Raw genomic sequence first — 25,514 nt, 5'->3', positions numbered from 1 at the left:
CACGCTGTGATGAATGTCCTTGAGCCCTCAGGCCGGGCTGACGCGGCGCAGGGCGCCGTCCACGCGGACGGTGAGGCCGAGCGAGTCCAGGTGCTCGAACAGCGGGACCGCCACCCGGCGCGTCGTGCCCAGCGCCTGGCGGGCATCGGACAGGGTGAACGGCTGGTCCAGACCGGCCAGCGCCGTCGCGGCCGCCTGCGGGGCGGACGGGTGCAGGATCACCTCGCCCGGCAGCCGCAGCACCATGCCGGCCGCCGCGGCGGCGGCCAGGATCTCGCGGGTCAGGCCGGCCTCGGCGAGCTCCGGCACGCTCGGCGCGGCGAACGGGTCCTCCGCCAGCCGCCGGCACACCTCGTCGAGGGCGCGGCGGGCCGCGTTGCTGAAGCCCGGCGCGGTGCCGGGACGGGTGATCCGGCCGCCGCGGGCGAGCAGCGCGCCGCCCGAGTCGCGGACCAGGGCCTCGACCAGCCGCAGGTCCGGCGCGCCGATCGCCTGGGCGGCCGCCTTGGCCGGCAGCCCGGGCTCGAGCGGCGCCGCCGCGCGGTGGGCGTCGACCGCCGCGCCCAGCTCCTTGCCCCAGCGCTGCCAGGTGTCCGGGTCGACGAGGTGCTCGCCGATCTCGATCAGCTCGGTCGGCGCGGGGTCGGCACCGCCGAGGACGCCGAGCGCGGCCAGCCACTGGCGGGTGACGCTCCCCCGCCGGGCCACCTCGACGAGCACGTCCGGCCGGCCGGTGGCGTCCTCCAGCTCGATGGCCCGGTTCAGCGCGGCCCCGCGCCTGCGCAGCTCCGGCGGGTCGACGTCGAGGACGACGACGCCGGTGGCCAGCCTGCTGGACGGCTCCCGCAGCACCGCCCGGTCCCCCGGCTCCAGCGGCAGCCCGCTCGCGAGCCGCAGCCGCGCGGTGTCCGTGTCGACGCCACCCGCGAACGGCCGCACCCGGCACGGCACCGCCGCCGACCCGATGTGCAGCATCAGGTCACCGGGCAGGTCGGCCGGGTCGACGGAGGCGAGCCGCACGTCGACGACGTCGGTGAGCGGCCAGCGGTCCGGGGTGATCAGCACGTGCCCGCGGCGGACCTCCTCGACCGGCAGGCCCCGCAGGTTGACCGCGACCCGCGCCACCGCGGCGACCTCGTCGTGCCTCTCGCCCATCGACTCCAGGCCCCGCACCCGGACCTCGGTGCCGGCCGGGGCCAGCAGCAGCCGGTCGTTGTGCCGGATCGTGCCCGCGCCGAGCGTGCCGGTGACGACCGTGCCGCTGCCCCGGACGGTGAACGCGCGGTCGACGAACAGCCGGACGCGGCCATCGGTGACCGGCGCCGGCAACGCCGCGACCAGCCGGGACAGGGCCGCACGCAGCTCGTCGAGGCCGGCGCCGGTGACCGCGCTGACCGCGACCGCCTCGACCGCGCCGAGCGAGGTCCGCGTGAGCCGCTCGCGGGCGTACGCCAGCGCGGGCCCGGGGTCGGCGAGGTCGGCGCGGGTGACGACGAGCAGGCCGTGCCGCACGCCGAGCGAGTCCAGCACGCTCACGTGCTCGCTGGTCTGCGCCCGCCAGCCCTCGTCGGCGGCGACCACCACGACCACGCCGGGCACCGGGCCGACGCCGGCGAGCATGGTGGAGATGAACCGCTCGTGCCCGGGCACGTCGACGAACGCGACGGTCTCGCCGCCGGGCAGCGTGGTCCACGCGAAGCCCAGGTCGAGGGTCATGCCGCGGCGGCGCTCCTCGGCCAGCCGGTCGGGCTCGATCCCGGTCAGCGCGCGGACCAACGTCGACTTGCCGTGGTCGACGTGGCCGGCGGTGGCGAGAACGTGCATGGCGTGGCCCCTCGGGGAAGAATGGCGGAGGCGGACAGGAATCGAACCTGCCTGACCCGGATACCGGGCCACGTCGGTTTTGAAGACCGCGGCGTCCACCAGGAACACGTACGCCTCCGAATAGAGAGTATAGCGTCGGTGCGCCCCGCGGGTATCGTGCGACACATGACCGTTCGGCTGACCCAGTACGCCCACGGCGGCGGCTGCGCGTGCAAGATCCCGCCCGGCGAGCTCGAGGACATGGTGCGCGACCTGCTCGGCACCGGGCCGTCGGACGTGGAACTGCTGGTCGGCCTGGACAACGGCGACGACGCGGCGGCGGTGCGGCTCGACGGGGACACCGCCATTCTGTCCACAACGGACTTCTTCACCCCGGTCGTCGACGACGCCTACGACTGGGGCCGGATCGCCGCGGCCAACGCGCTGTCGGACATCTACGCGATGGGCGGCACCCCGCTGCTGGCGGTGAACCTGCTGGGCTGGCCGCGTGGCGTGCTGCCGACCGAGCTGGCCAAGGAGGTGCTGCGCGGCGGCCTCGCGGTCGCCGGGGAGGCCCGTTGCCACCTGGCCGGCGGGCACTCGATCGACGACCCGGAGCCCAAGTACGGCCTCGCGGTCACCGGCACCGCGCACCCGGACCGCTTGCTGCGCAACGACTCCGCGGCGGCCGGCCTGCCGATCAGCCTCACCAAGCCGCTCGGCGTCGGCGTGCTCAACAACCGGCACAAGCAGACTGGCGAGGTCTTCGCGCACGCCGTCGCGTCGATGGCCGCGCTCAACCGGGACGCCGCCGCGGCCGCGGTCGCCGCCGGCCTCCGCGCGGCCACCGACGTCACCGGCTTCGGCCTGCTCGGCCACCTGCACAAGCTGGCGCGGGCGAGCGGCGTGACCGCGGTGGTCTCCGCCGCCGACATGCCCTACCTGGACGGCGCGGTGTCCTCGGCCCGCGAGGGCTTCGTCTCCGGCGGCACCAAGCGCAACCTCGACTGGGTGCGCCCGCACCTCGACCCCGGCACCGCCGACGAGCTGACCCTGCTCCTGCTCGCCGACGCGCAGACGTCCGGCGGCCTGCTGGTGGCGGGCGAGATCCCCGGCGCGCCGGTGGTGGGCGAGCTGATCCCGGCGGTCGACGGGATCACCGTCCAAGTTCGCTAGGCGATGTCGGCCCGCTGCTCGCCGGCCGTGCCGGACGCGGGCAGCCAGCGGTCCGGTCGGCCGGGCACCCAGCGGATGCGGCCGGCCACCGCCAGGCGGTACAGGTGGGAGAGCGTCTCGCCGATGGCCGAGCGGCGGGCACGGCCCCGCAGCCCGTCGAACGGCCGGGCCCAGGTGACCGCGCGGGTGACCTCCCAGACCGTGCCGGCGCCGGCGCACACCGCGGCCTCGATCTCGGCGAGCCGCTCGTCGTGGTGGACCAGCAGGTCGTCGAGCCGCGCGTCGAGGTCGGCGAAGACCCACTCGTGGCCGGGAAGCACGGACACGTCGCCGAAGTCGCGGACCTTGCGGACCGAGCCGAGGAAGTCCCGCAGCGGGTCCACATCGGACTGCGGGCGCTTGGAGACGTTCGGCGTCACCCGCGGCAGGATGTGGTCGCCGGTGAACAGCAGGCGCCGCTGCCGGTCGTGGAAGCACAGGTGTCCTGGGGTGTGACCGGGGGTGTGCACGGCGACGAGCGCGTCCTCGGTCCCCGGCACGGCCTGGCCGTCGACCAGGTCGTGGTCCGGGACCACCATGGAGATGCGCGACCTGATGTCGGCCGCGTCCGCCTCGAGCTCGGCGAACTCCGACGGCGGCGCGCCGGCCTGACCCAGCCACCCGGCCATGTCCTCGACCGCGCGGACCCGGTCATGCTCACCCTCGGCGATCCGCGGCCGCTCGGCCGGATGCACGGCGATCCAGGCGGGCGAGGACGCGCGGATCCGTTCCGCCAGGCCGTAGTGGTCGGGGTGGACGTGCGTGACGACCACGCCGACGACGTCGTCGAGGCCCGCACCCGCGGCGGCGAGCCCGGCCTGGAACGCGTCCCAGCACTCGTCGGAGTCCCAGCCCGCGTCGACGACCAGCACGCCGCCGGCGGCCGGAACCACGTAGGAGAAGGCGAAACCGAGCGGGTTCGGGAACGGCAGCGCGACGCTCCAGACGCCGCCGGAGACCTCGGCCGGCTCGGGCACGGCAGCAGAGTCCATCGTCGCTCCTCCAGAAACGGCAGTCATATATCGTATACTAACCGACGTCGACCGTCGGATGGAGGCAAGTGTGGACGAGGTGCTCGACCTGATCGTGATCGGCTCCGGCCCGGCCGGGTACACCGCGGCCACCTACGCCGCCCGGGCGAGCCTCGCCCCGCTCGTGCTCGAGGGCGCCGTGTTCGGCGGCGCGCTCATGACCACCACCACGGTGGAGAACTTCCCCGGCTTCCCCGACGGCGTCGAGGGCCCGGACCTGATGGACCGGCTGCGCCGGCAGGCGGCGCGCTTCGGTGCGCGGCTCGTGGCCGAGGACGCGACCGAGGTCGACCTCGCCGGCCCGGTCAAGATCGTCTCGACGGCGCGCACCCGCTACCGGGCGCGGGCGGTCGTCGTGGCCACCGGCTCGGGCTACCGCGAACTGGGCGTGCCCAACGAACGGCGGCTCACCGGGCACGGCGTGTCCGCGTGCGCGACGTGTGACGGGTTCTTCTTCCGTGGCCAGGAGATCGCGGTCGTGGGTGGCGGCGACTCGGCGATGGAGGAGGCCACGTTCCTCACCCGGTTCGCCACCTCGGTGACGGTCGTGCACCGGCGCGGCGAGCTGCGCGCGTCGAAGATCATGCAGGAGCGCGCACTCGCCGAGGAGAAGATCCGGTTCCGCTGGCACAGCGAGGTCGTCGACGTCCTGGGTGACGGCACGGTCAGCGGCGTGCGGGTGCGGGACGTGCGCACCGGCGGGCTCGAGGACCTGCCGGTCGCGGGGTTGTTCGTCGCGGTCGGGCACGAGCCGCGCTCGGAGCTGTTCGCCGGCCAGCTGGACCGCGACGGGCAGGGCTACCTGGTGGTGCGTGCCCCGTCGACGGCGACGAACGTCGCGGGCGTGTTCGCGTGCGGGGACGTCGTCGACCATGCCTACCGGCAGGCGATCACGGCGGCGGGCACGGGCTGCGCGGCGGCGCTGGACGCCGAGCGCTACCTGGCCGCGCTGGACCACTCGACGACGAGCGCTGGTCTCGCGGGGTGAGCTTCGGGATCATCGGCGCATGGCACGGTACGGCGCGCAGTACGGTCCGGATCTGACGTTCCTCGGGGTGCCCCGGTGCGACTGGGCCGACCCGTCGACCTATGCCGGCGCGGACGTGGTGATCCTCGGCGCGCCGTTCGACGGCGGCACCTCGCACCGGCCGGGCACCCGGTTCGGGCCGCAGTACATCCGGCAGTCGTGCTACCTGCCGCACGACGGCTCGCGGCCGTCGCTGGCGCTGCGCGTGGACGGTCTTCGCGACCTGGCCGTGCTCGACGCCGGCGACGTGGAGATGTTCTCGGGCGACGCGGCCCGCTCGGTGCGCGACCTCCAGCACGCCGTCCACACGGTGACGTCCAACGGCGCGATCCCGCTGGTGCTGGGCGGCGACCACACGATCGCCTGGCCGGACGCGGCGGGCGTGGCGCAGCACGTCGGCCAGGGCCGGGTGTCGATGATCCACTTCGACGCGCACGCGGACACGGGCGACATCACGTTCGGCTCGCTGGTGGGGCACGGCCAGCCGATGCGCCGGCTGATCGAGTCCGGCGCGGTGCGCGGCGACCGGTTCCTGCAACTCGGGCTGCGTGGGTACTGGCCGGAGCCGGAGACGCTGGACTGGATGGCCGAGCAGCGGATGCGGTCCTACGAGATGACCGAGATCGTGGCGCGCGGCCTGTCCTCGTGCCTGACCGAGGCGTTCGAGATCGCGCTGGACGACTGCGACGGCGTGTTCCTGTCGGTGGACATCGACGTCTGCGACCCCGGCCACGCACCGGGCACGGGCACCCCGGAGCCGGGCGGCCTGACCGCGCGCGAGCTGCTGGACGCGGTGCGCCGCATCGCCTACGAGCTGCCGGTGCTCGGCGTGGACCTGGTGGAGGTGTCCCCGCCGTACGACCACGCGGAGCTCACCTCGTTCCTCGCGAACCGCGTGGTGCTGGAGGTGCTGTCCGCGATGGCCCGCCGCCACCGCGACGCCGCCGACGGCACGACGTGGGACCCGACCTTGCCGCTGCTGGCCGACCGCCCGGACCGCCGTGATCTCTGAGCTGTCGGCGGATCAGAGTTGAGCCAAAGGCACGATGGCGCACTCGTGCAGCTCACGGATCAACCTCGTGGCCTGCACCCACCGGATCGCCGGGTCGTCGAACGCGATCCGCCCATCTCGCATCGCGACCGGGCCGGACGACCCGGCCCGGTACACGGCGCCATAAACACCGGCGACCGGGAACCGGCGTGCCCTGACCGCGACCGCACCCCGCCGCAACGCCGGACACAGACGAACCGACGTACGCACACACGCCAGGCAGACCGGCGGCTCGGTCTCGGCCACGTTCTCCGGCCAACCCGGCCAGTCGTCGCGATCATCCAGGAACAACCACAACACACCATCCTCGGTGCGATCAGCCGGACCCCCGCACACCTGACACAACAACCTGAGCATCGCCCGCCGCTGCCGCAACGGATGCACCTTCCCGAACTCCGGCCGACCACGCCCCGGACCGAAGCCGGCCCGCTGCCACAGCACACCCCTGCGATCCCGGTCGGCCAGCGTCTCGTCCGCATACGCAAGACCGAACCCCCGACGCTCCACCAACTCGTACGGCGGGTCCTCCTCCTCACTCCAACTGGTCACATACGGCACGACAACACGACGATCGACCGCGGAATCGCGGCTCGGCGCAAGCGGAACGTCGGACGTCTTGTCCAGTGACGTGGTCACCACATGCCTCCTGGGTGTCAACGGCGATGCGTGGCCTTGTGACGCTACGACGACGCACACCCGCGGTCCGACGAGTTTGCTAGAGTTTGCTCAAATTGAGGTCCGATCGCGGGTAGCCATTGACCAGTCTCCCGAGGTAGAGGCAATATTTCGCTGCCAAGCAAACTCATGCACAGCACGGCGAGAGGGGCAGTCATGCGGTTGAAGTTTCTGGGCAAGGCAACCCAGGGTGGCGGTTCGCCGACCTTGTTCGCCACGGACCGGTCGACCTACGTGGTGCAGGGCTGGAAGGTGGACGGGAAGCAGGACAGCGTGGAGATCCCGCAACGGCTGCTGGCCTTTCTGGAACCGGGCACCTATCTGGGTGCGACGCTCGATGACACCGGACGCGGCAGCTTCACGCTCTCGGGCTCGCTGGTCACCGATGTCGATGCACTGTCGCAGATGGACATTCCCGGACATGAGGCATGTGTGGAAGTGGGGAAGAAGGAAGAGGTCTGGTTCGGTGGAGTTCTTACAGGGTGACGCGTTTGACGACCTCTTTCGTACCATCGCCCATCAGGCGTTTCATCTGGAGGTGCAGGACAGCTACCACACCCCGGAAGAAGCCGGTCCGTTCCAGTCGTTTCTGACGGGCCGGCCGGACGACCTTTCCTGGTTCGAGCCGTGGCTGAGTCTCGTTCGAGAGGTCACGGAGGCGGGTAAGAGCATTCACCGGCTGCGGGTCGTCACCGTCCCCCACGTCGACTACACGCGATGGGGACTCACGATCGCCCGACACAACATCGCCGCTGGGGAAGACATTCGATACCTGCCGCGCCACTTCGTCGATGCCGCCGATCTGCCAGCAGACGACTACTGGCTGCTGGATGATGACCGGGTGGCGTTCACCGTGTTCGAGCCGGACGGTCGGTTCGCAGGCGGGGCGTCCACCGTTGATCCCACGATCGTCGGCTACTGTCGCGCCATCCGTGACCGCCTTTGGCAGCTGGCCATTCCGCACGCCCAGTATGTCGCCGGCGAATTCCCCTCCGCGTTGTGACGAGCTCGGTCCACCAGGCGCGCGAAGCCCTCGGTCATCGGCTACGAGACATCCGCCGGGACGCAGGGCTCAACGGGCAGCAACTGGCCCAGCTCGCCGGTTGGCACAGCTCCAAGGTCTCCAAGATCGAGTACGGGAAACAGACACCGTCCGAGGACGACATCCACACCTGGTGTCGCCACACCGGTGCCACCGACCAAGTGCGGGATCTTGTCGCTACCATGCGGCACATCGAAGCCATGTATGTGGAATGGCGGCGAACGCTCGGCACCGGAACCCGCCGTCGACAGCGAGTCTCCCACGACTTGGAGGCCCAAACCCGGCTGATGCGTTGGTACGAGCCGCTTCTCGTTCCCGGAATTCTGCACACCGTGGAGTACGCGACAGCCGTCATGCGTCGGGTCATAGACTTCTACCAGATCCACGACGATCTCGACGCCGGAGTCGCCGCCCGGATGGAGCGCCAACAGATTCTGTACCGCGGCGATCACAGATTCCATTTCATCATCGCCGAGCAAGCACTCTGCACGATCGTCGGTGACGCTGACGTCATGACGGGTCAGTTTGACCGACTCCTCGCAGTCATGTCCCTGCCCCGAATCCACCTCGGCATCATTCCCGCCCGTGCCGCGTACCGAGTACCCACCAACCAGTTCATCATGTATGACGACCGCATGGTGCACGTGGAGACGATCTCCGCGGAAGTGACCATCAGCCAACCGCGCGAGATCGCCCTCTACGTCAAGGCGTTCGCGGAGCTCAACCGGCAAGCCGTCCACGGACCCGCCGCGCGTGCACTCGTCACCGGCGCGCTCCACGACCTGCACGCCAACGGTGGTCAGCCGAAGCGGCCGTGGACGTAGCCGTCGGTGCGGTCGTCGGTCGGGGCGGCGAAGATCCGGTCACGATGATGATGGTCATGGGTGGACAGCTCGGCGATCGTCTCCTCGATGCGTCGGGCGAGCTCGGGTCCGTGGCCGGGCCGGTGAGCGTTCACCCGCGCGGCGCGATTCCCTAATGGACTGTCACGCTCAGGCGTCGACCTCCGTGCGGTCGGCGCCCCAGAGGGTGTGGAAGCTGCCCTCGCGGTCCACCCGGCGGTAGGTGTGCGCGCCGAAGAAGTCGCGCAGCCCCTGGATCAACGCGGCCGGCAGGCGCTCGGCCCGCAGCGCGTCGTAGTAGGCGAGCGAGGAGGAGAAGCCCGGCGTGGGGATGCCGGCCTGCGCCGCGTGCGCCACGATCCGGCGCCAGGCGTCCTGGCCCTGCGCCACCGCGTCCCGGAAGTACGGCGCCACCAGCAGTGACGGCAGGTCCGGCTGGTCGGCGTACGCCTCCCGGATGCGGTTGAGGAACCGGGCCCGGATGATGCAGCCGCCGCGCCAGATCGTGGCCGTGGCGCCGAGGTCGATGTCCCAGCCGTACTCCGCGCTCGCCGCGGCCATCTGGTCGTAGCCCTGCGCGTAGGCGACCACCTTCGACGCGTAGAGCGCCTTGCGCACGTCGTCGATGAAGGTGTCCCGGTCGGCCACCGTCTGCGGTGAACCCGGGCCGGGCAGCGTCGCGCGGGCGGCCGCACGCTGCTCGGGGTGCGCGGACAGCGCGCGGGCGAACGTGGCCTCGGCGATCCCGGTGACCGGCACGCCCAGGTCCAGCGCGGTCTGCACGGTCCAGCGGCCGGTGCCCTTCTGCTCGGCCTGGTCCTGCACGACGTCGACGAACGCCTTGCCGGTCGCCGCGTCGACGTGGCCCAGGACCTCGGCGGTGATCTCGATGAGGAACGACTCGAGGTCGCCGGAGTTCCACTCGGCGAAGATCGCGGCGAGCTCGGCCGGGGTGGCGCCCAGGCCGTCGCGCAGCAGGTGGTAGGCCTCGGCGATCAGCTGCATGTCGGCGTACTCGATGCCGTTGTGCACCATCTTGACGAAGTGGCCGGCGCCGTCCGGGCCGATGTGCACGCAGCACGGCGTGCCGTCGACGTGCGCGGCGATCTTCTCGAACATCGGGCCGAGCGTCTTGTAGGACTCCGCCGAGCCGCCGGGCATGATGCTGGGGCCGAGCAGCGCGCCCTCCTCGCCGCCGGACACGCCGGTGCCGACGAAGTGCAGGCCGCGCTCGCGCAGGTCGGCCTCGCGCCGGCGGGTGTCGGCGTAGTGCGCGTTGCCGCAGTCGATGACGATGTCGCCCTCCTCGAGCAGCGGCACCAGCTGGTCGATGACCGCGTCGGTCGGCGCGCCCGCCTGCACCATGATCACCACCCGCCGCGGCCGCTCGAGGGCCGTGACGAACTCCTCGAGGCTCTCGGTGGGGACGAACGTGCCCTCGTCCCCGTGCTCCTCGACGAGCGACTTGGTCCTGGCGACGCTGCGGTTGTGCAGCGCGACCGAGAACCCGTTGCGCGCGAGGTTGCGGGCGAGGTTGCGGCCCATGACCGCGAGACCGGTGACGCCGATCTGTGCCGGAGTTGGCATCTGGGTCCTCCCATGTGTGTTCCTGGCCGCCACCTTGCCCGAGGATCGGCCGGCTGTCAGCCCGGCTGCCCTCCATCTCTCGCAACGGCCGCGGACTTGGGGTCGGCGCATGGTGCGCCCGCGTCGCCTCCCGACAGGGCTCAGTCAGGCTCAGGTGACGTCGCGGCGGACACTGACCGCCGTGGCCACCGCCGCGGCGGCCGCCGTGTAGCCCAGGAACACCAGCCCGCCCGCCCACATCGGGAGCAGCGGGCCGGCGACGTCGACCGGCGTCCAGCCGCTCACCGCCTTCGCCGCGCCGGTCGGGGTCCACCGGCCCACTGCCGGCACGAGCGCCACCAGTGCCCACTCGGCGTAGAAGAACCAGCCGAAGGCCACGACGATCGCGGCCACCTGGTTGCGCAGCAGCGCCCCGAGCGCGCCGCCGAACATCGTCCACAGCAGCGTGCTCAGCACCGAGCCGGCCAGCGCCACCGGCACCCCCGGCGCCCAGGCCGGGTAGCCCGCGCCGGCCAGCAGCAACGCCGCGACCGGCACCGTCACCACCACCGCCGCGAGACCGGTCAGCAGGCCGAGCACCCCGCAGGCGACGAGCTTGCCGGCGATCACCCGCTCCCGGCGCGGGGTCACCAGCAGCGCCCAGGTGATCGTCTGGTGCCGGTACTCGCCCGCCACCACGAGCACGCCCATGATCATCGCGAACAGGTAGCCCTGCTGGGCCATGCTGTACGCGCTCTCCACCTGCCCCGCGTCCGGCCCGGTCATGAACGCCAGCACGTCCGCGACCGTCCACCCGGCGCACGCCAGCACGGCCACGCCGGCGAGCGCCCACACCGACCTGGTCGATCGCGCCGTCAAGAGCTCCGCCCGCAACATCACGCCTCCCGGACCAGCTCGAGGTACCTGTCCTCCAGGTCCGCGCCAACCGTGCGCTCGGCCACCAGCCGGCCACCGCGGATGATGATCACCCGGTCGGCCGTGCGGGCGAGCTCGGCGAGCCCGTGGCTGGACACGAGCACCGTGCGCCCGTCGGCGGCCTTGGCCCGGAGGAACCCGCGCAGCCAGTGGACTCCCTCGGGGTCGAGACCATTGGCGGGCTCGTCGAGGACCAGCACCTCCGGGTCGCCGAGCAGGGCCGACGCGAGCGCGAGCCGCTGGCGCATGCCGAGGGAGAAGCCGCCGACCCGGCGGTCCGCGGCGGCGGCGAGGTCCACGTCGTCGAGCACCTCGGCCACCCGGCCGGCGGCGAGCCCGGCGGCCAGGCACAGCGCGCGCAGGTGCACCCGGGCGGTGCGGCCGGGGTGGAACGCGGTGGCCTCGAGCACCGCGCCGACCGTGCGCACGGGCGTGGGCAGGTCGGCGTAGCGGCGCCCGCCGACGAGCGCGGTGCCGGTGTCCGGCCGGACGAGGCCGAGCAGCATGCGCAGGGTGGTGGTCTTGCCGGCGCCGTTCGGGCCGAGGAAACCGGTGACCCGGCCGGCCGGGACGGTGAACGAGAGGTCGTCGACGGCCCTGACCCGGCCGAACGACTTCCCCAGGTGGGACACGGAGATCGTGGTCATGCCCGGGAACACTGCCCGGCACGGTGCGCGAAAGCCTGGCCCCGCGGGTGGGTTCCGCACCGGCCGGCGCGGGTGGAGAGGTCCCCACCCGTGGGTGGAGGCGGTCCGGGGCCGGCCGGACTACGGTGCGCGAATGGGCCGGTGGCGCTATGCCGTGATCGTCGTCGTCGCGGCGTACCTGGGGTGGGGCCTCGTGGCGAGCGCCGTCGCGGCGGCGGACGAGCAGGGCTGGCTCGGCGTGGTGCTCACGGTGGTGCTGTACCTGGTCGGGGTCGCGTGCGGGTTCCTGGCGTGGCGCACCGAGGGCGGCGCGCTGCTGCTGAGCGTCGCGGCGGTCACCGGGCTCGTGATGCACGGGTACGTGGCCTACACCGGCACGACCGTCCTGTTCATCGTCACCTGGCTCGCGCCGTTCCGGATGCCGCTGTGGCAGGCGGTGTCGCTGGCCGTGTTGACGACCGGTGGGTTCGTCGGGGTGTCGATCGCGATCGACCTGCCGGCCAGCGCCACCGGCGGGATCGCCGCGGGGCTGGGCTGGTCGGTGTTCTTCGCGGCGGTGCTGAACCAGCTGGCCGCGACCAAGCGGCAGTCGGCGGCGGTGGCCGCGGCCCGGGCGGGCGAGGCGGTGCTCGCCGAGCGGCAGCGGATGGCCCGGGAGATCCACGACATCCTGGCGCACTCGCTGTCCGCGCAGGTGGTGCACCTGGAGGGCACCCGCATGTTGCTGGAGCGCGACGGCGACCCGGCGCGGGTGCTCGACCGGGTCGTCCGGGCAGGCGAGCTGGCGCGGGCCGGGCTCGAGGACACCAGGCGGGCGGTCGCCGCGCTGCGCGGGGAGTCGGGGTCGCTCGCCGAGGAGCTGGACAGCCTCGCCGCCGGGTTCCGCGCGGCGACCGGGAACCCGTGTGCCGTGGTGGTCTCCGGGAACCCGGCGGTGCTCTCGCCCGAAGCCCGGCTCGCGGTGGTGCGCACCGCGCAGGAGGCGCTGACCAACGTCCACAAGCACGCGCCGGCCGCGTCGGTGACGGTGACGCTGCGGTGCGCGGCCGGCCGCTGCGAGCTGGACGTGTGCGACACCGGTGGCCGGCCCGGCGCGTTGTCCGATGTGGGCAGTGGGTACGGCCTGGTCGGCATGCGTGAGCGGGCGGAGCTGATCGGCGGCAACCTCGACGCGGGCCCGTCCGGGACGGGGTTCCGGGTGCTGCTGCGGGTGCCGGCGTGACCGCGCGGGTCGTCGTGGTGGACGACCAGACCGTGGTGCGCGAGGGCCTGGTGCTGATCCTCGGGATGCTGCCGGACGTCGAGGTGGTCGGGTCCGCTGTGGACGGTGAGCAGGCGCTGACCGTCGTAGCGGCGTGCCGGCCCGATGTCGTGCTGATGGACCTGCGGATGCCGCGGCTGGACGGGGTGGCCGCGACCCGGCGGATCCGCGCGGAGTTCCCCGCCACCCAGGTCGTCGTGCTGTCCACCTACTCCGACGACGAGTCCGTGTTCGCCGCGCTGCGGGCCGGCGCTCGCGGCTACCTGACGAAGGATGCCCGCGGCGCGGAGATCGCGGCCGCCATCGCCACCGTCCACCGCGGCGACGCGCACTTCGACCCGGCCATCCAGCGCCGGCTGGTGGAGACGGTGCCGGCGGCCGCGCCGCCCGCGCTGCCCGACGGCCTGACCCCGCGGGAGACCGACGTGCTGCGCCTGATCGCGGCCGGCCGGTCCAATGTGGAGATCGCCGAGCGCCTGTTCATCACCCAGGCGACGGTGAAGACCCACATCAACAACCTGTTCGCGAAGACCGGCGTGCGGGACCGCGCGCAGGCGGTGACCTACGCCTTCCGGCACGGCCTCGCCGGCTGACGCGCCGGCCCCGGGTCAGTCCCCGGACCGGCCGGAGCCGTCCCCGCTGTCGCTCCCGTTGTCGCCGCCCTTGTGCTTGCTCCTTCCCTCGCCATGGCCGTTGCCCCGGCCGGAGTTGCCGGACCGCGTGGCCCGCGTCCGGGCGGGGGCGACGGGCGCGACCTCGGCCGCCGTGACCGGCCGCGGCGCGGTCGCGGTCGTCGGTGGAGTCGTGGCGGTCTCGGAGGTGGCCTGCTGGACCGGTGGCTGGCGGGGGTCGCCGGACGGGGTGCCCGACATGCTCGTCGTGTTCGTGGACAGCAACACCGCCACCACGGCGGCGGCCAGGCCCATCCCCGCGAGCCCGGCGTGCGTCGGCCGCACCGTGTGTTGCGGCGCGCGCGGGGCCGGCACCGCGGGCACCACCACGGTCCGCTCGGCGGCCGACTCGGCGGCCGGCTCGACGACCGGCTCGGCGGCCGACTCGACGACCGACCCGGCGTCGTCGGTCACGGTGCCCAGGTCGAGGCCGTACGGCGCGGTCGGCTCGGGCTCGGCCGCCGGCACCACGACGGTCTCGCCGTCGCCGATGCTCGCGAGCAGGTCCACGCACCGGGCCGCGTCCGGCCGGTCCGCCGGCGACGGGGCGGTCATCGCGGTGAGCGCGTCGCGCCATTCCTGGCCCAACCACTCCGGCACCTCGGCCCCCGGCTCCCCCGTGAGGCACTCCAGCAGCACCGAGCCGAGCGCGTGCACGTCGAGCGCCGGCCCGAGCTCGTCGTCCGCCTCCGCCGGGGTGAAGGCGGCGAGGAACGCGTCCCCGGACTCGTCGACCAGCACGGTCGACGGCGTGATCGCGCGATGCGCCATGCCCCGGGCGTGGACGTAGGCCAGCACGTCGGCAAGCTGCGTCCCCAGCCCGGCCACCGCGCCGGGCGCCGGCGTGCCCCGGTCGATGACGCCGCGCAGCGAGCCGCCGCCGACCAGGCGCATCACCAGGAACGGCCGGTCCGCGTCGAGGCAGACGTCGTACACGGTGGCCAGCCCGCGGTGGGACAGCCCCGCCAGCCGCCGCACCTCGGCGGCGAACCGGCTGAGGCTCCGCGCGTCGGGCATCGGTCGGTAGACCTTCACCGCGACCCGCCTGAGCAGCCGGAGATCCTCCGCGACGTACACGGTCGCCGCCGCGCCGGCGCCCAGCCGGGCGCCGAGCCGGTAGCGACCGCCCAGCGGGCCGTCGTCCGAGAGGTCCACGAGCATGGACTACCCCGGCCCGGCGCGCCGAAACGGCCGGCTCAGCCGGGCAGCACGAACGGGTGGCCCATGCCCCCGCCGGATGGCGACACGCCGTAACACGGTCCGTCGTCCGCGCGACCGCCGATCGAGTCGGTCGAGCCGTCGGTCGGGCAACGAGGGCACCTCGGGGTGTGCCGCGCCTGGCCGGTCCGGCATCCTGTGCGGCGCGGGTGACGAGCAGGCAGGGGTGGAGGCACAGATGGCAGCGGCACCAGAGCTCGCCGTACCGGCCAGTGTGGAGAGTCCGGCGCAACCGGACAAACCCGGCGGCCGGCTCGGGAAATGGTTGCTGCATCACCAGGTCGCGCCGGTGGGCCGGGCCAGCGACGAGGGGCACGGCGATCCGCAGCCCTGGTGGAAGGTCATGTGCCTGACCGGAGTGGACTACTTCTCCACCCTGTCCTACCTGCCCGCCATCGCCGCCCTCGCCGCCGGCGCGCTCTCCCCGCTGGCCACGCTGCTCATCGTCGCGCTGACGCTCGGCGGGATGCTGCCGATGTACCGCCGCGTCGCCAAGGAGAGCCCGCACGGGCAGGGCTCGGTCGCGATGCTCGAGAAGCTGCTTCCGTTCTGGCGCGGCAAGATCTTCGTGCTCGTGCTGCTGGGTTTCGTCGCCACCTCGTGGATCGTCACGATCACGCTGTCGGCCGCGGACGCGTCCGTGCACATGGTCGAGAACCCCGCGCTGCCCGGTTTCCTGCACGGGCACGAGGTGCTGATCACGATCGTGCTGCTGCTGATCCTCGGCGCGGTGTTCCTGGTGGGGTTCAGCGAGGCCATCGGCGTGGCGATCCCGCTCGTGGCGGTCTTCCTGGTGCTCAACGCGGTCATCGTGGTCGTCGGCCTGGCCGACGTGCTCAGCCACCCCGACACGCTGTCCCGCTGGGTCGACGCGCTCACCGCGCACGGCGGCGGGTTCTTCGACCTCCTCGGCCCGGCGGTGGTCGCGTTCCCGTTGCTGGTGCTGGGTCTGTCCGGGTTCGAGACCGGGGTCAGCATGATGCCGCTGATCGCCGCGGACGGGAAGGACCCCGAGGAACGGCTGCGCAACCGGGTCCGCAACACCGGCCGGCTGCTCGCCACCGCCGCGCTGATCATGTCGGTCTACCTGATCGCCACCAGCTTCATCACCACCGTGCTCATCCCGCCGAAGGAGTTCGAGCCGGGCGGTGCGGCGAACGGGCGCGCGCTCGCCTACCTCGCCCACCACCTGCTCGGCGATGTCTTCGGCACGATCTACGACATCAGCAGCATCCTGATCCTGTGGTTCGCCGGCGCCTCGGCGATGGCCGGCCTGATCAACATCGTGCCGCGCTACCTGCCCTCCTACGGCATGGCACCGGAGTGGGGCCGCGCGGTGCGGCCGGTCGTGCTGGTCTACACGGTGATCAGCATCGGCATCACGATCGCCTTCGGCGCCGACGTCAACGCCCAGGCGGGTGCCTACGCCACGGGGATCCTCGCGATGATGGTGTCCGGCGCGGTCGCGGTCACGATCTCGGCCTTCCGGCACGGCCAGCGCAAGGCCGGCATCGCGTTCACGATCCTCACGCTGATCCTGCTGTACGCGCTCGGCGCGAACGTCATCGAGAAGCCGGACGGCATCGCGATCTCCGCCGCGTTCATCGCCGGCATCGTGGTGGTCTCGCTGATCTCCCGCGTCACCCGGACCACCGAGCTGCGCGTGGACAAGATCGAGTTCGACGAGACAGCGCGCAGCTTCATCACCGACAACATCGAGCACGACGGCCGGCTGGACCTCGTGGCGAACAAGCGCCAGCGCGGCGACAAGGCCGAGTACGACGCCAAGGAGGCCGAGCAGCGCGGCCTCAACCCGCTACCCGGCGCGGCCGACGTGCTCTTCCTCGAGATCGACGTGGTGGACCCGTCCGAGTTCAGCCACGTGCTCCAGGTCCGCGGCGTCGAGGTGGGCGGCCACCGCATCCTGCGCGCGAGCAGCCCGGCCGCGCCCAACGCGATCGCCGCGATCCTGCTGGCCCTGCGCGACGCCACCGGCATGCGCCCGCGCGCGCACTTCGAATGGTCGGAGGGCAACCCGCTCGCCCACCTGTTCCGCTACCTGCTCCTCGGCCAGGGCGACACGCCGCCGGTGGTGCGCGAGATCATCCGCCAGCACGAGCGGGACCCCCACAAACGCCCAGGAATCCACGTCGGCGGCTGACAGACATCCGACCTTCCGGACCTCCGGAACCGATCACGGACCCCTTCCCGGGCGCCCGTTCGGCGGTTGACGGTAAGGAGACCTCGGATGTTAACTTCTCGTGACACATCCCTGCTGTCTCCCTTGGGTCACCCGCTCCCGCAGGGCGGCTGATCCCGCCCTGCACGTGCTCGGACCGCCGGTGGTCTGCTGGCGGCCGGGCCTTCGCATGGCGCTCGAGAGAGGACCGAGCCATGCGCAAAGCGGTCGTTTTCCTCGCTGTTCTCGCGGCCTCGCTGTTCGCCTTCGCGGCCCCTCCGACGGCCGCCGCGGCCGAGCCGCTCACCAAGATCCTCGTGTTCTCCAAGACGGCCGGCTTCCGGCACGACTCCATCCCGAACGGCATCGCCGCGATCCGCCAGCTCGGGACGAGCAACGGGTTCGCCGTCGACGCCACCGAGGACGCGGCAGCGTTCACCACCGCCAACCTCGCCCAGTACGACGCCGTCGTGTGGCTCTCGACGACCGGCGACGTCCTCGACGACACCCAGCAGGCGGCCTTCGAGTCCTACATCCGCGGCGGCGGCGGGTACGTCGGCATCCACGCCGCCGCCGACACCGAGTACGCCTGGGCCTGGTACGGCAACCTCGTCGGCGCGTGGTTCGACTCGCACCCCGCCATCCAGCAAGCCCGCATCAACGTCGAGGACCGGTCGAACGCCTCCACCGCGCACCTGCCGCCGACCTGGACCCGCACCGACGAGTGGTACAACTACCGCACCAACGTGCGCGCCACGGCCAAGGTCCTCGCCAGCCTCGACGAGTCGTCCTACACCGGCGGCAACATGAGCGGCGACCATCCGATCACCTGGTGCAAGAGCTACGACGGCGGCCGGGCCTGGTACACCGGCCTCGGCCACACCCAGGAGTCCTACGCCGACCCCGACTTCACCGCCATGCTCCTCGGCGGCATCAAGGTCGCGGCCGGCAACGTCGCCGCCGACTGCCGCCCGGAGACGGGCTACACCACGCTCTTCGACGGCACCCAGTCCAGTTTGGACAAATGGCGGCAGGCCGGCCCCGGCGGGTTCACCCTCGCCGACGGCACGCTCACCTCCTTCGGCGGCATGGGCCTGCTGTGGTACCCGGTGCAGCAGTTCGGCGACTACTCGCTCAAGCTCGACTGGATGATGCCCGGCGACGACAACGGCGGCGTGTTCATCGGCTTCCCCGACCCGCAGGGCGATCCGTGGAAACCGGTGGACCAGGGCCACGAGATCCAGATCGACGCCACCGACGCCGACCCCACCCGCACCACCGGCAGCGTCTACAGCCTCAAGGCGCCGGACACCGCCCTGCGCGCGCAGGCGCTGAACCCGCCGGGCCGGTGGAACACCTACGAGATCGGCGTGCACGGCAAACGGGTCGAGATCTGGCTCAACGGCGTCAAGATCAACGACTACACCAGTACCCGGGCGATCGACACCGGGTACGTCGGCGTGCAGAACGACGGCGCCGGCGCGGACATCAGCTATCGCGACATCCGCATCAAGGCGGGCTCGACGCCGCCGCCCCCGACGGACCTCGCCCAGGGCCGCCCGGTGACGGTGTCCAGTGTGGAGCCGGGCAGCCCGCACGCCGGGGCCAACGCGGTGGACGGCAACGCGGGCACCCGGTGGGGCAGCGCCTACGCCGACCCGCAGTGGATCACCGTCGACCTCGGCCAGGCCCGCCAGCTCAACCGCGTCCGGCTCAACTGGGAGACCGCGTACGGGCGGGCCTACCAGGTGCAGACGTCCGACGACAACGCGACGTGGCAGGACGTCTACACCACCGCGACGAGCGACGGCGGCGTCGACGACCTCACGGTCAGCGGCACCGCGCGGTACGTCCGGGTCTACGGCACCCAGCGGGCGACCCAGTGGGGCTACTCGCTGTGGGACCTCAACGTGTACGGCACCAGCACGACCCCGGCCGCGCCGCCGCCGACGAGCGGGTTCGAGAAGGTGAAGCTCGACGGGGGCCTGTCGATGGGCGAGCCGATCGAGCTGGCCGTGCTGCCCGACCAGAAGGTGCTCTACATCAACCGCGGCACCACCGACGGCGGCGGGCAGGTCCGCCTCTACGACCCGGCCACGAAGTCGACGACCGTGGCGCTGACGCTGCCGCTGGACGCCCGGTTCGAGGACGGCCTGATCGGCATCACGCCGCACCCGCGGTTCGCCACGAACCGTTACGTGTACCTGTTCTACTCGCCCAAGGCCACGCCGCTGGTGAACCGGATCTCCCGGTTCACCTTCGACCCCGGCACGAACACGCTCCCGGCGTCCACAGAGGACATGATCGTCGAGTGGCCCACGGAACGGGACCTGTGCTGCCACTCGGCGGGCTCGATGACGTGGGACAGCGACGAGAACCTGTACTTCGCCGTCGGTGACAACACCAACTCCGGCGGCGACTCGGCCGGCATGGCACCCATCGACGAGCGCACCAGCCGCAACCCGCAGTACGACGCGCAGCGCACCTCCGCCAACACCGACGACCTCCGCGGCAAGATCAACCGGATCCACCCGGAGGCCAACGGGACCTACACCGTCCCGGGCGGCAACCTGTTCGCCCCCGGCACCGCGCAGACCAGGCCCGAGATCTACGTGATGGGCCTGCGCAACCCGTACCGCGTGTGGGTGGACAAGCGCGCGAACAACACCCTGTACTGGGGCGAGGTCGGCCCGGACGCCGGTGCCACCATCGCCAACCGCGGCCCGGCCGCCTACGACGAGTTCAACCGCGCCACCGGCCCCGGCAACTTCGGCTGGCCCTACTGCGGCGGCCCCAACGTCGCCTACAACGACTGGGACTTCGCGGCCAACGCTCCGCGCGGCTGGTTCCCCTGCGGCGGCTCGGCCGGTCCGGTGAACAACTCGCCGCGCAACACCGGCCGCCAGCAGCTCCCGCCGACCCAGCCCGCGCTGGTGTGGGAGCAGCACGGGCGCAGCGTCGAGTGGCCGCAGCTGGACAACCCGGGCGGCTGCGGGTCGCCCAACCACACCGAGGTCTACCACTACGACGCGAACCTCGCCTCGGACGTGAAGTGGCCGCCGTACTACGACAACACGTGGCTGATCTCCGAGTACTGCCGCAACTGGATCAAGCAGGTCCACTTCGACAACGGCAACCCAGCGACCGGGCGGCCGACGACGATCGAGCCGGTGCTGGCCGGGATGAACCTGGTGCACCCGATCGACCTGGAGTTCGGCCCGGACGGGTCGCTGTACCTGCTGGAGTACGGCAGCGGCTACTTCTCCGGCGCGGCGGACGCGGGCCTGTACAAGATCAACTTCGTGCAGGGCGGCCGGTCCCCGCTCGCGACGGCGTCGGTCGACCGGGACAACGGCCTCGCGCCGCTCGCCGTGTCGTTCTCCAGCGCCGGCAGCGCCGATCCCGACGGCGACGCGCTGACCTACGCGTGGGACTTCACCGACAACGGCAGCGTCGACTCGACCGCGGCGAACCCGGCGTTCACCTATACCGGCAACGGCAGCTTCCAGGCGCGGCTCACCGTGCGGGACAGCACGGGCAAGACCGGCACCGCGACGGTCCCGATCGTGGTCGGCAACGACCGGCCGACGCTGCGGATCACGTCGCTGCCGGCCGGCGGGATGTACGAGTGGAGCGAGAACTTCACCGTCACCGCCACCGCGACCGACCCGCAGGACGGCACGATCGACTGCTCGCGCGTGGTGGTCCGGATCGCCCTGGGCCACGAGGACCACGCGCACGAGGTCGGCCAGGGCACCGGCTGCGGCGCCACGTTCAACACCGGCTCGATCCACTCCGGACTCGACGCGCGCCAGTTCTACGTCGTGCGGGCCACCTACACCGACGCCGGCGGGTCCGGCACGGTGGCGCTGACCGGCGAGACCGACCTGACGCTGTGGCCGAAGCGCTGGCAGGCCGAGCACTTCGCGCAGCTGTCCGGGCCGCAGCTCATCACCGCGGCCGGCGCCGAGGGCGGCAAGCGCCTCGGTGACGTCCAAAATGGAGAGTGGGTGCGCTACCACCCGGTGAGCCTCAAGGGCATCACCGGCATCCGGGCCAGGGTGTCCTCGGACAAGGCCGGCAACGTGGCGACGTTCCGGTACGACTCGGTCACCGGCCCCGAGGTGGCGCGGATCGTCGTGCCGAACACCGGTGGCTGGGAGACCTACACCGACGTCACCGCACCGGTCACCAACGCCGTCGACGCGACGCGGGACCTGTACGTGGTGTTCACCGGCGGCGGCGGCGCGATCCTCGACCTGGACAGCTACACGTTCACCGGTCCGGGGGTGAGCAGGCCGTAGGTGTCACCCGGCGCGGGACGGGTATTCGGTGCGGCACGCAGGGCACCGAAGGAGTGAACCGTCATGGCCGAGCAGCGCGGCGACACCAACCAGACCCCCGGCGACCTGCCGAGACACGCGTGGTGGGCGGCGCTCAAACGCACGGTGCGGGAGTTCGTCGCCGACGACATGCCGGACTGGGCGGCGGCGCTCACGTACTACAGCGTCATGTCCATCTTCCCGGCGATCGTGGTGCTCATGGCCGGGGTGGGGCTGCTCGGCACGTCGGCGACCCGGCCGCTGATCGAGAACGTCCAGCAGCTCGCCCCCGGCCAGGCCCGCGACACGGTCGTCAACGTGATCCGCCAGCTGGAGGACTCGGGGTCGGTGGCCGGCCCGGTGGCCGTCGTCGGCCTGCTCGGCGCGCTGTGGGCCGCGTCGGCGTACGTGGGCGGGTTCATCCGCGCGTCCAACGCGATCTACGACATCGAGGAGGGGCGGCCGGCCTGGAAGACGCTGCCGCTGCGGGTCGCCCTGACGCTCGCGATGGTGATCCTGCTGGCGGTGAGCGCGATCGGCGTCGTCCTCACCGGCACGCTCGCGGAACGGGTCGGCAACCTGCTCGGCATCGGCAGCACCGGCGTGCTGGTGTGGAACATCGCGAAGTGGCCGGTGCTGGCGCTGCTGATCAGCCTCGCGATCGCGCTGCTGTACTGGGCGTCGCCGAACGTGCGGCACCCCGGGTTCCGCTGGGTCACGCCGGGCAGCGCGGTCGCGGTGCTGCTGTGGGTGGTGGCCTCGCTCGGGTTCGCGTTCTACGTGGCGAACTTCGCCTCGTACAACAAGGTGTACGGCTCGCTCGCCGGTGTCGTCGTGTTCCTGGTCTGGCTGTGGATCTCCAACCTCGCGATCCTGCTCGGCGCCGAGCTCGACGCCGAGCTGGCCCGCGGCCGCCAGATCGAACGCGGCATGCCGGAGGGCGAGGAACCGTTCCTCGCCCCCCGCGACACGCGCGCGATGGACTGACCGCGCACACGACAGCGAACCCGAGCCGCAAGAATCAGCGGCATGCAGTTCGGCGTCCTCGGTCCGCTGGAGGTCCGCACCGCCACCGGTGAGCCGGTCGTGGTGGGCGGTCCGCGGCCGCGTGCGCTGCTCGTGCTGCTGCTGCTCAACGCCGGGCGCACGGTCGGGCTCGAGCAGCTCATCGCCGGGCAGTACGACGACGATCCGCCCGCCGGTGCGGCCAACGCGGTGCAGGTCCAGGTCTCGCGGCTGCGCAAGGCCGTCCCCGGCATCGAGTTCACCGGCGCCGGCTACCGGCTCGCGGTCGACCCCGGCGACGTCGACGCGCTGCGCTTCGAGCGGCTCGCCCGGGACGGGCACCGCAGCCTCGCCGCCGGGGACCACGCGCGCGCCGCGGCCACGCTCCGGGAGGCGCTCGGCCTGTGGCGCGGCCCGGCGCTCCCCGACCTCCCCCACGGCGCCGCCATGGCAACCCGCCTCGACGACCTGCGCCTCGACGCGACCGAGGACCTCGTCGAGGCCGAGCTCGCCCTCCCCGAGGGCACCGACGTCGCCGAGCTGCGCCGGCTCACCAAGGAGCACCCGCTGCGCGAGCGGCTCCGTGGCCACCTGATGCGTGCCCTGCACGCAGGCGGCCGCCCCGCCGAGGCGCTCGCCGAGTTCGAGGACGTCCGCCGCCTCCTCGCCGACGACCTCGGCACCGACCCCTCCCCCGAGCTCGCCGCCGTTCACCTCGCGATCCTGCGCGCGGACCAGGCACCCGCCCGCCGGGGCCCGGCCGCCCAGCTGACCAGCTTCGTCGGCCGCGGCGCCGAGCTCGCCCGGCTCGCGTCGCTGCGGGACACGCGCCTGGTCACGATCCTGGGCCCGGGCGGCATCGGGAAGACCCGCCTCGCCGTCGAGTCCGCGCGCGAGGACGCGTGCTTCGCCGACCTGTCGCCGGTCGACGACCCGGACACCGTGCCGCACGCCGTGCTCGCGGCGCTCGGCGTGCGCGAGGCCGGGCTCCAGGCCCCCGCCACCGACCCCACCCGCCGCCTCGCCGCCGCGCTCGGCCGCGAGGAGCTGCGGCTCATCCTCGACAACTGCGAGCACGTCGTCGCCGCGGTAGCCGCCCTCGCCCGGACGCTGCTCGCCGAGTGCCCGGGACTGCGGATCGTCGCCACCAGCCGCGAGCCGCTCGGGCTCACCGGCGAGACGCTCGTGCCGCTGGCGCCGCTCGACGACGCCGTCCGGCTGTTCGCCGATCGGGCGGCGGCCGTCCGGCCCGGTTGGACGGTCACGCCGGACAACCTGGCGACGGTCACCGACCTCTGCGCGCGGCTCGACGGGCTGCCGCTGGCCATCGAGCTGGCGGCGGCGCGGCTGCGCCAGTTCACCGTCGACGAGCTGGCCGCCCGGCTTGCCGAGCACGGCCCGTTCCGGCTGCTCTCCCGCGGCGACCGGACCGCGGCGGCGCGGCACCGGACGCTGCGCGCGGTGGTGGCGTGGAGCTGGGACCTGCTCAGCGCCGAGGAGCAGACGGTGGCCCGGCGGTTCTCGGTGTTCACCGGCGCCGTGCCGCTCGCCGCCGCGGAGGCCGTGTGCGGAACGACCGACGACGTGCTCGCCGACCTCGTCGACCGGTCGCTGATCGACACCGACGGCACGCGCTACCGGATGCTCGAGACGATCCGGCTGTTCTGCGCGGAGCGGCTCGCCGAGTCGGGCGAGCCGGTCCGCGCCCGGCACGCGGCCCACTACCTCGACCTGGCTCTGCGCGCCGACCCGCACCTGCGGCGGGCCGAACAGCTCGAGTGGCTCGCGGAACTGTCGGTGGCGCATGACAACCTCATGGCGGCGCTGCGCTGGGCGGTGCGCCAGGATCGGGTCACGGCGTTGCGGCTGGTGGCGGCGCTCGCCGCGTACTGGTGGTTGTCCGGGCGGCGCAGCCAGGCCGGGGAGGCGGCCGCCGCGCTGCTCACCGAGGAGGTGCCGGAGGGGCTCGAGGAGGAGTACGTCAGCTGCGTGGTGCACGCCGTGCCGCGGGCGGCGCCCGAGCACTGGGCACGGGCGCACCAGATCATGCGCCCGCGCGACGGCGAGCTGCGGTACCCGTTCACGGCGGCCCTGTTCGGGATGGCGGTCGGCCCGTGGGGCCCCCCGGCCGACGCCGAGCCGCTGCTGGGGACGGACCCGTGGAACGTGGCGCTGGGCCGGTTGGGCAACGGGCTGCGCGCGGTTCTCGGCGGGCGGACGGCGGAGGGCGAGCAGGAGCTGCGCGAGGTGCTGGCGGCGTTCCGCGGCCTCGGTGAGCGGTGGGGCACGGCCCAGGCGCTGGACTGGCTGGCCGAGGTCGCGGGCTGGCGTGGCGAGTGGGGTCGCGCGCACGAGCTGTGGGCCGAGGCGCTGGAGCTGTACGAACGGCTCGGCGCGCTCGAGGAGTGCGTCGACGTCCTGTGCCGGCGCGCGGGCTGCGCGGTGCGCCAGGCAACGCTGGACGCGGCGGCCGCGGACTACCGGCGGGCGGCGGTGCTCAGCGCCCGCGCGGGGCGGCCCGACCCGCCGGCGGTCCGGCTGGGTCTCGCCGAGGTCGCCCGGCTGCGCGGCCATCCGGACGAGGCCCGCGCCCTGCTCGGCACCGCGTCCGCCACCGAGGGCGACCTCGGTGCCGAGGTCACCCGCGCCCGGATCCGCACCGCGCTGGGCCGGCTGGCCGAGGCCGGCGGCGACCCGGCCGAGGCCCGCCGCCAGCACCGGGAGGCCGTCGACGCCGCCCGCGCCTCGCCGATGCGCGCCGAGCTCGCCGGCGCGGTCGAGGGACTCGCCGGCACCGCTCTGCCCGCCGACCCCGAGCGGGCCGCCTTGCTGCTCGGCGCCGCCGTGGCCCTGCGCGGCACCGCCCTCACCGGCGATCCCGACGTGGCCCGGGTGGCCGCCACGGCGAGCGACCTCCTCGGCCCGGACGCGTTCGCCGCCGCCTACGCCCGGGGCGCCGCCATGCCCCCCGACCGGGCATTGACCACCCTCGATGGCGGCTGACAGCCGACCGACAGCCAACT

Annotated in this window: 19 protein-coding genes, 1 tRNA gene and 1 pseudogene; 12 read left to right on the top strand and 9 right to left on the bottom strand. The window is 72.9% G+C overall.

The features are described from left to right. Nucleotides 1-27: 27 nt before the first annotated feature. On the bottom strand, nt 28-1,824 hold the full coding sequence (selB, locus tag VGD70_RS01020) for a selenocysteine-specific translation elongation factor (RefSeq protein WP_331077111.1): 1,797 nt from the start codon (nt 1,822-1,824) through the stop codon (nt 28-30). Between the two features lie 22 nt (nt 1,825-1,846). Further along, nucleotides 1,847-1,942, bottom strand: a tRNA-Sec gene (locus tag VGD70_RS01015). Nucleotides 1,943-1,989: 47 nt separating this feature from the next. On the opposite strand from VGD70_RS01015, the gene selD reads away from it, so the two are divergent. Continuing rightward, nucleotides 1,990-2,979, top strand: a complete 990-nt coding sequence (gene selD / locus VGD70_RS01010) for a selenide, water dikinase SelD (protein ID WP_331077110.1) — start codon at nt 1,990-1,992, stop codon at nt 2,977-2,979. On the opposite strand, the gene VGD70_RS01005 is transcribed toward selD, so the two are convergent. Then, nucleotides 2,976-4,010 (bottom strand): MBL fold metallo-hydrolase, encoded by a 1,035-nt coding sequence (locus VGD70_RS01005; RefSeq protein WP_331077109.1) that lies wholly within the window; start codon nt 4,008-4,010, stop codon nt 2,976-2,978. The genes selD and VGD70_RS01005 overlap by 4 nt on opposite strands. A 58-nt stretch (nt 4,011-4,068) precedes the next feature. On the opposite strand from VGD70_RS01005, the gene trxB reads away from it, so the two are divergent. Together trxB and speB are read left to right on the top strand one after the other, a co-directional pair. Further along, the gene (gene trxB, locus VGD70_RS01000; RefSeq protein WP_331077108.1) at nt 4,069-5,037 is read left to right on the top strand and encodes a thioredoxin-disulfide reductase; all 969 of its coding nucleotides are present in this window, start codon (nt 4,069-4,071) and stop codon (nt 5,035-5,037) included. Between the two features lie 19 nt (nt 5,038-5,056). After that, on the top strand, nt 5,057-6,088 hold the full coding sequence (gene speB, locus VGD70_RS00995; protein WP_331077107.1) for an agmatinase: 1,032 nt from the start codon (nt 5,057-5,059) through the stop codon (nt 6,086-6,088). Nucleotides 6,089-6,100: 12 nt separating this feature from the next. Here the strand turns inward: speB and VGD70_RS00990 are convergent, their stop codons facing one another. Beyond that, nucleotides 6,101-6,763: a hypothetical protein gene (locus VGD70_RS00990; protein WP_331077106.1), complete on the bottom strand. Its 663-nt coding sequence runs from the start codon at nt 6,761-6,763 to the stop codon at nt 6,101-6,103. A 195-nt stretch (nt 6,764-6,958) separates the two neighbouring features. Here VGD70_RS00990 and VGD70_RS00985 point away from each other — a divergent pair, with 195 nt between their 5' ends. Genes VGD70_RS00985 through VGD70_RS00975 form a run of 3 tightly spaced genes read left to right on the top strand, consistent with a single transcriptional unit; the run spans nt 6,959 to nt 8,668 of the window. Continuing rightward, complete coding sequence (locus tag VGD70_RS00985; RefSeq protein WP_331077105.1) at nt 6,959-7,288, top strand: hypothetical protein; 330 nt, start codon at nt 6,959-6,961, stop codon at nt 7,286-7,288. Beyond that, entirely contained in the window at nt 7,269-7,805 is a 537-nt protein-coding gene (locus tag VGD70_RS00980; RefSeq protein ID WP_331077103.1) for a DUF6879 family protein, read from the top strand. Before VGD70_RS00985 ends, VGD70_RS00980 begins: the two co-directional genes overlap by 20 nt. Then, on the top strand, nt 7,802-8,668 hold the full coding sequence (locus VGD70_RS00975) for a helix-turn-helix transcriptional regulator (protein ID WP_331077101.1): 867 nt from the start codon (nt 7,802-7,804) through the stop codon (nt 8,666-8,668). Before VGD70_RS00980 ends, VGD70_RS00975 begins: the two co-directional genes overlap by 4 nt. Here the strand turns inward: VGD70_RS00975 and VGD70_RS00970 are convergent. The 4 genes and pseudogenes from VGD70_RS00970 to VGD70_RS00955 all read right to left on the bottom strand — a co-directional run. Then, nucleotides 8,644-8,802: a hypothetical protein gene (locus VGD70_RS00970; RefSeq protein ID WP_331077099.1), complete on the bottom strand. Its 159-nt coding sequence runs from the start codon at nt 8,800-8,802 to the stop codon at nt 8,644-8,646. The two genes, VGD70_RS00975 and VGD70_RS00970, sit on opposite strands and share 25 nt — an antisense overlap. Nucleotides 8,803-8,836: 34 nt before the next feature. Then, nucleotides 8,837-10,273: an NADP-dependent phosphogluconate dehydrogenase gene (gndA, locus tag VGD70_RS00965; protein ID WP_331077097.1), complete on the bottom strand. Its 1,437-nt coding sequence runs from the start codon at nt 10,271-10,273 to the stop codon at nt 8,837-8,839. Between the two features lie 150 nt (nt 10,274-10,423). Beyond that, on the bottom strand, nt 10,424-11,131 hold the full coding sequence (locus VGD70_RS00960; protein ID WP_331077095.1) for an ABC transporter permease subunit: 708 nt from the start codon (nt 11,129-11,131) through the stop codon (nt 10,424-10,426). Between the two features lie 89 nt (nt 11,132-11,220). Continuing rightward, nucleotides 11,221-11,847: pseudogene (locus VGD70_RS00955) on the bottom strand (ATP-binding cassette domain-containing protein); the annotation flags it as partial. A gap of 121 nt (nt 11,848-11,968) precedes the next feature. On the opposite strand from VGD70_RS00955, the gene VGD70_RS00950 reads away from it, so the two are divergent. Together VGD70_RS00950 and VGD70_RS00945 are read left to right on the top strand one after the other, a co-directional pair. Further along, nucleotides 11,969-13,057, top strand: coding sequence for a sensor histidine kinase (locus VGD70_RS00950; protein WP_331077094.1), 1,089 nt, complete (start codon nt 11,969-11,971; stop codon nt 13,055-13,057). Continuing rightward, a complete protein-coding gene (locus VGD70_RS00945; RefSeq protein WP_331077092.1) occupies nt 13,054-13,689 on the top strand; it encodes a response regulator transcription factor in 636 nt (211 codons plus the stop codon). Before VGD70_RS00950 ends, VGD70_RS00945 begins: the two co-directional genes overlap by 4 nt. A gap of 15 nt (nt 13,690-13,704) precedes the next feature. On the opposite strand, the gene VGD70_RS00940 is transcribed toward VGD70_RS00945, so the two are convergent. After that, nucleotides 13,705-14,922, bottom strand: coding sequence for a serine/threonine-protein kinase (locus VGD70_RS00940; protein WP_331077090.1), 1,218 nt, complete (start codon nt 14,920-14,922; stop codon nt 13,705-13,707). A 241-nt stretch (nt 14,923-15,163) separates the two neighbouring features. Between VGD70_RS00940 and VGD70_RS00935 the strand changes: the two genes are divergently transcribed. From VGD70_RS00935 to VGD70_RS00920, 4 genes are all read left to right on the top strand, one after another. Next, a complete protein-coding gene (locus VGD70_RS00935) occupies nt 15,164-17,146 on the top strand; it encodes an amino acid transporter (RefSeq protein WP_331077088.1) in 1,983 nt (660 codons plus the stop codon). A gap of 233 nt (nt 17,147-17,379) precedes the next feature. Further along, a complete protein-coding gene (locus tag VGD70_RS00930; RefSeq protein WP_331077087.1) occupies nt 17,380-21,468 on the top strand; it encodes a ThuA domain-containing protein in 4,089 nt (1,362 codons plus the stop codon). A gap of 63 nt (nt 21,469-21,531) precedes the next feature. After that, a complete protein-coding gene (locus VGD70_RS00925) occupies nt 21,532-22,473 on the top strand; it encodes a YihY/virulence factor BrkB family protein (RefSeq protein WP_331077086.1) in 942 nt (313 codons plus the stop codon). Nucleotides 22,474-22,515: 42 nt separating this feature from the next. Further along, nucleotides 22,516-25,494: a BTAD domain-containing putative transcriptional regulator gene (locus VGD70_RS00920; RefSeq protein ID WP_331077084.1), complete on the top strand. Its 2,979-nt coding sequence runs from the start codon at nt 22,516-22,518 to the stop codon at nt 25,492-25,494. Nucleotides 25,495-25,514 lie beyond the last annotated feature (20 nt).

The sequence above is a fragment of the Actinophytocola sp. genome (genome assembly GCF_036402745.1).
GTDB lineage: Bacteria > Actinomycetota > Actinomycetes > Mycobacteriales > Pseudonocardiaceae > Actinophytocola.
This window is presented reverse-complemented; position numbering and strand designations above follow the sequence as displayed.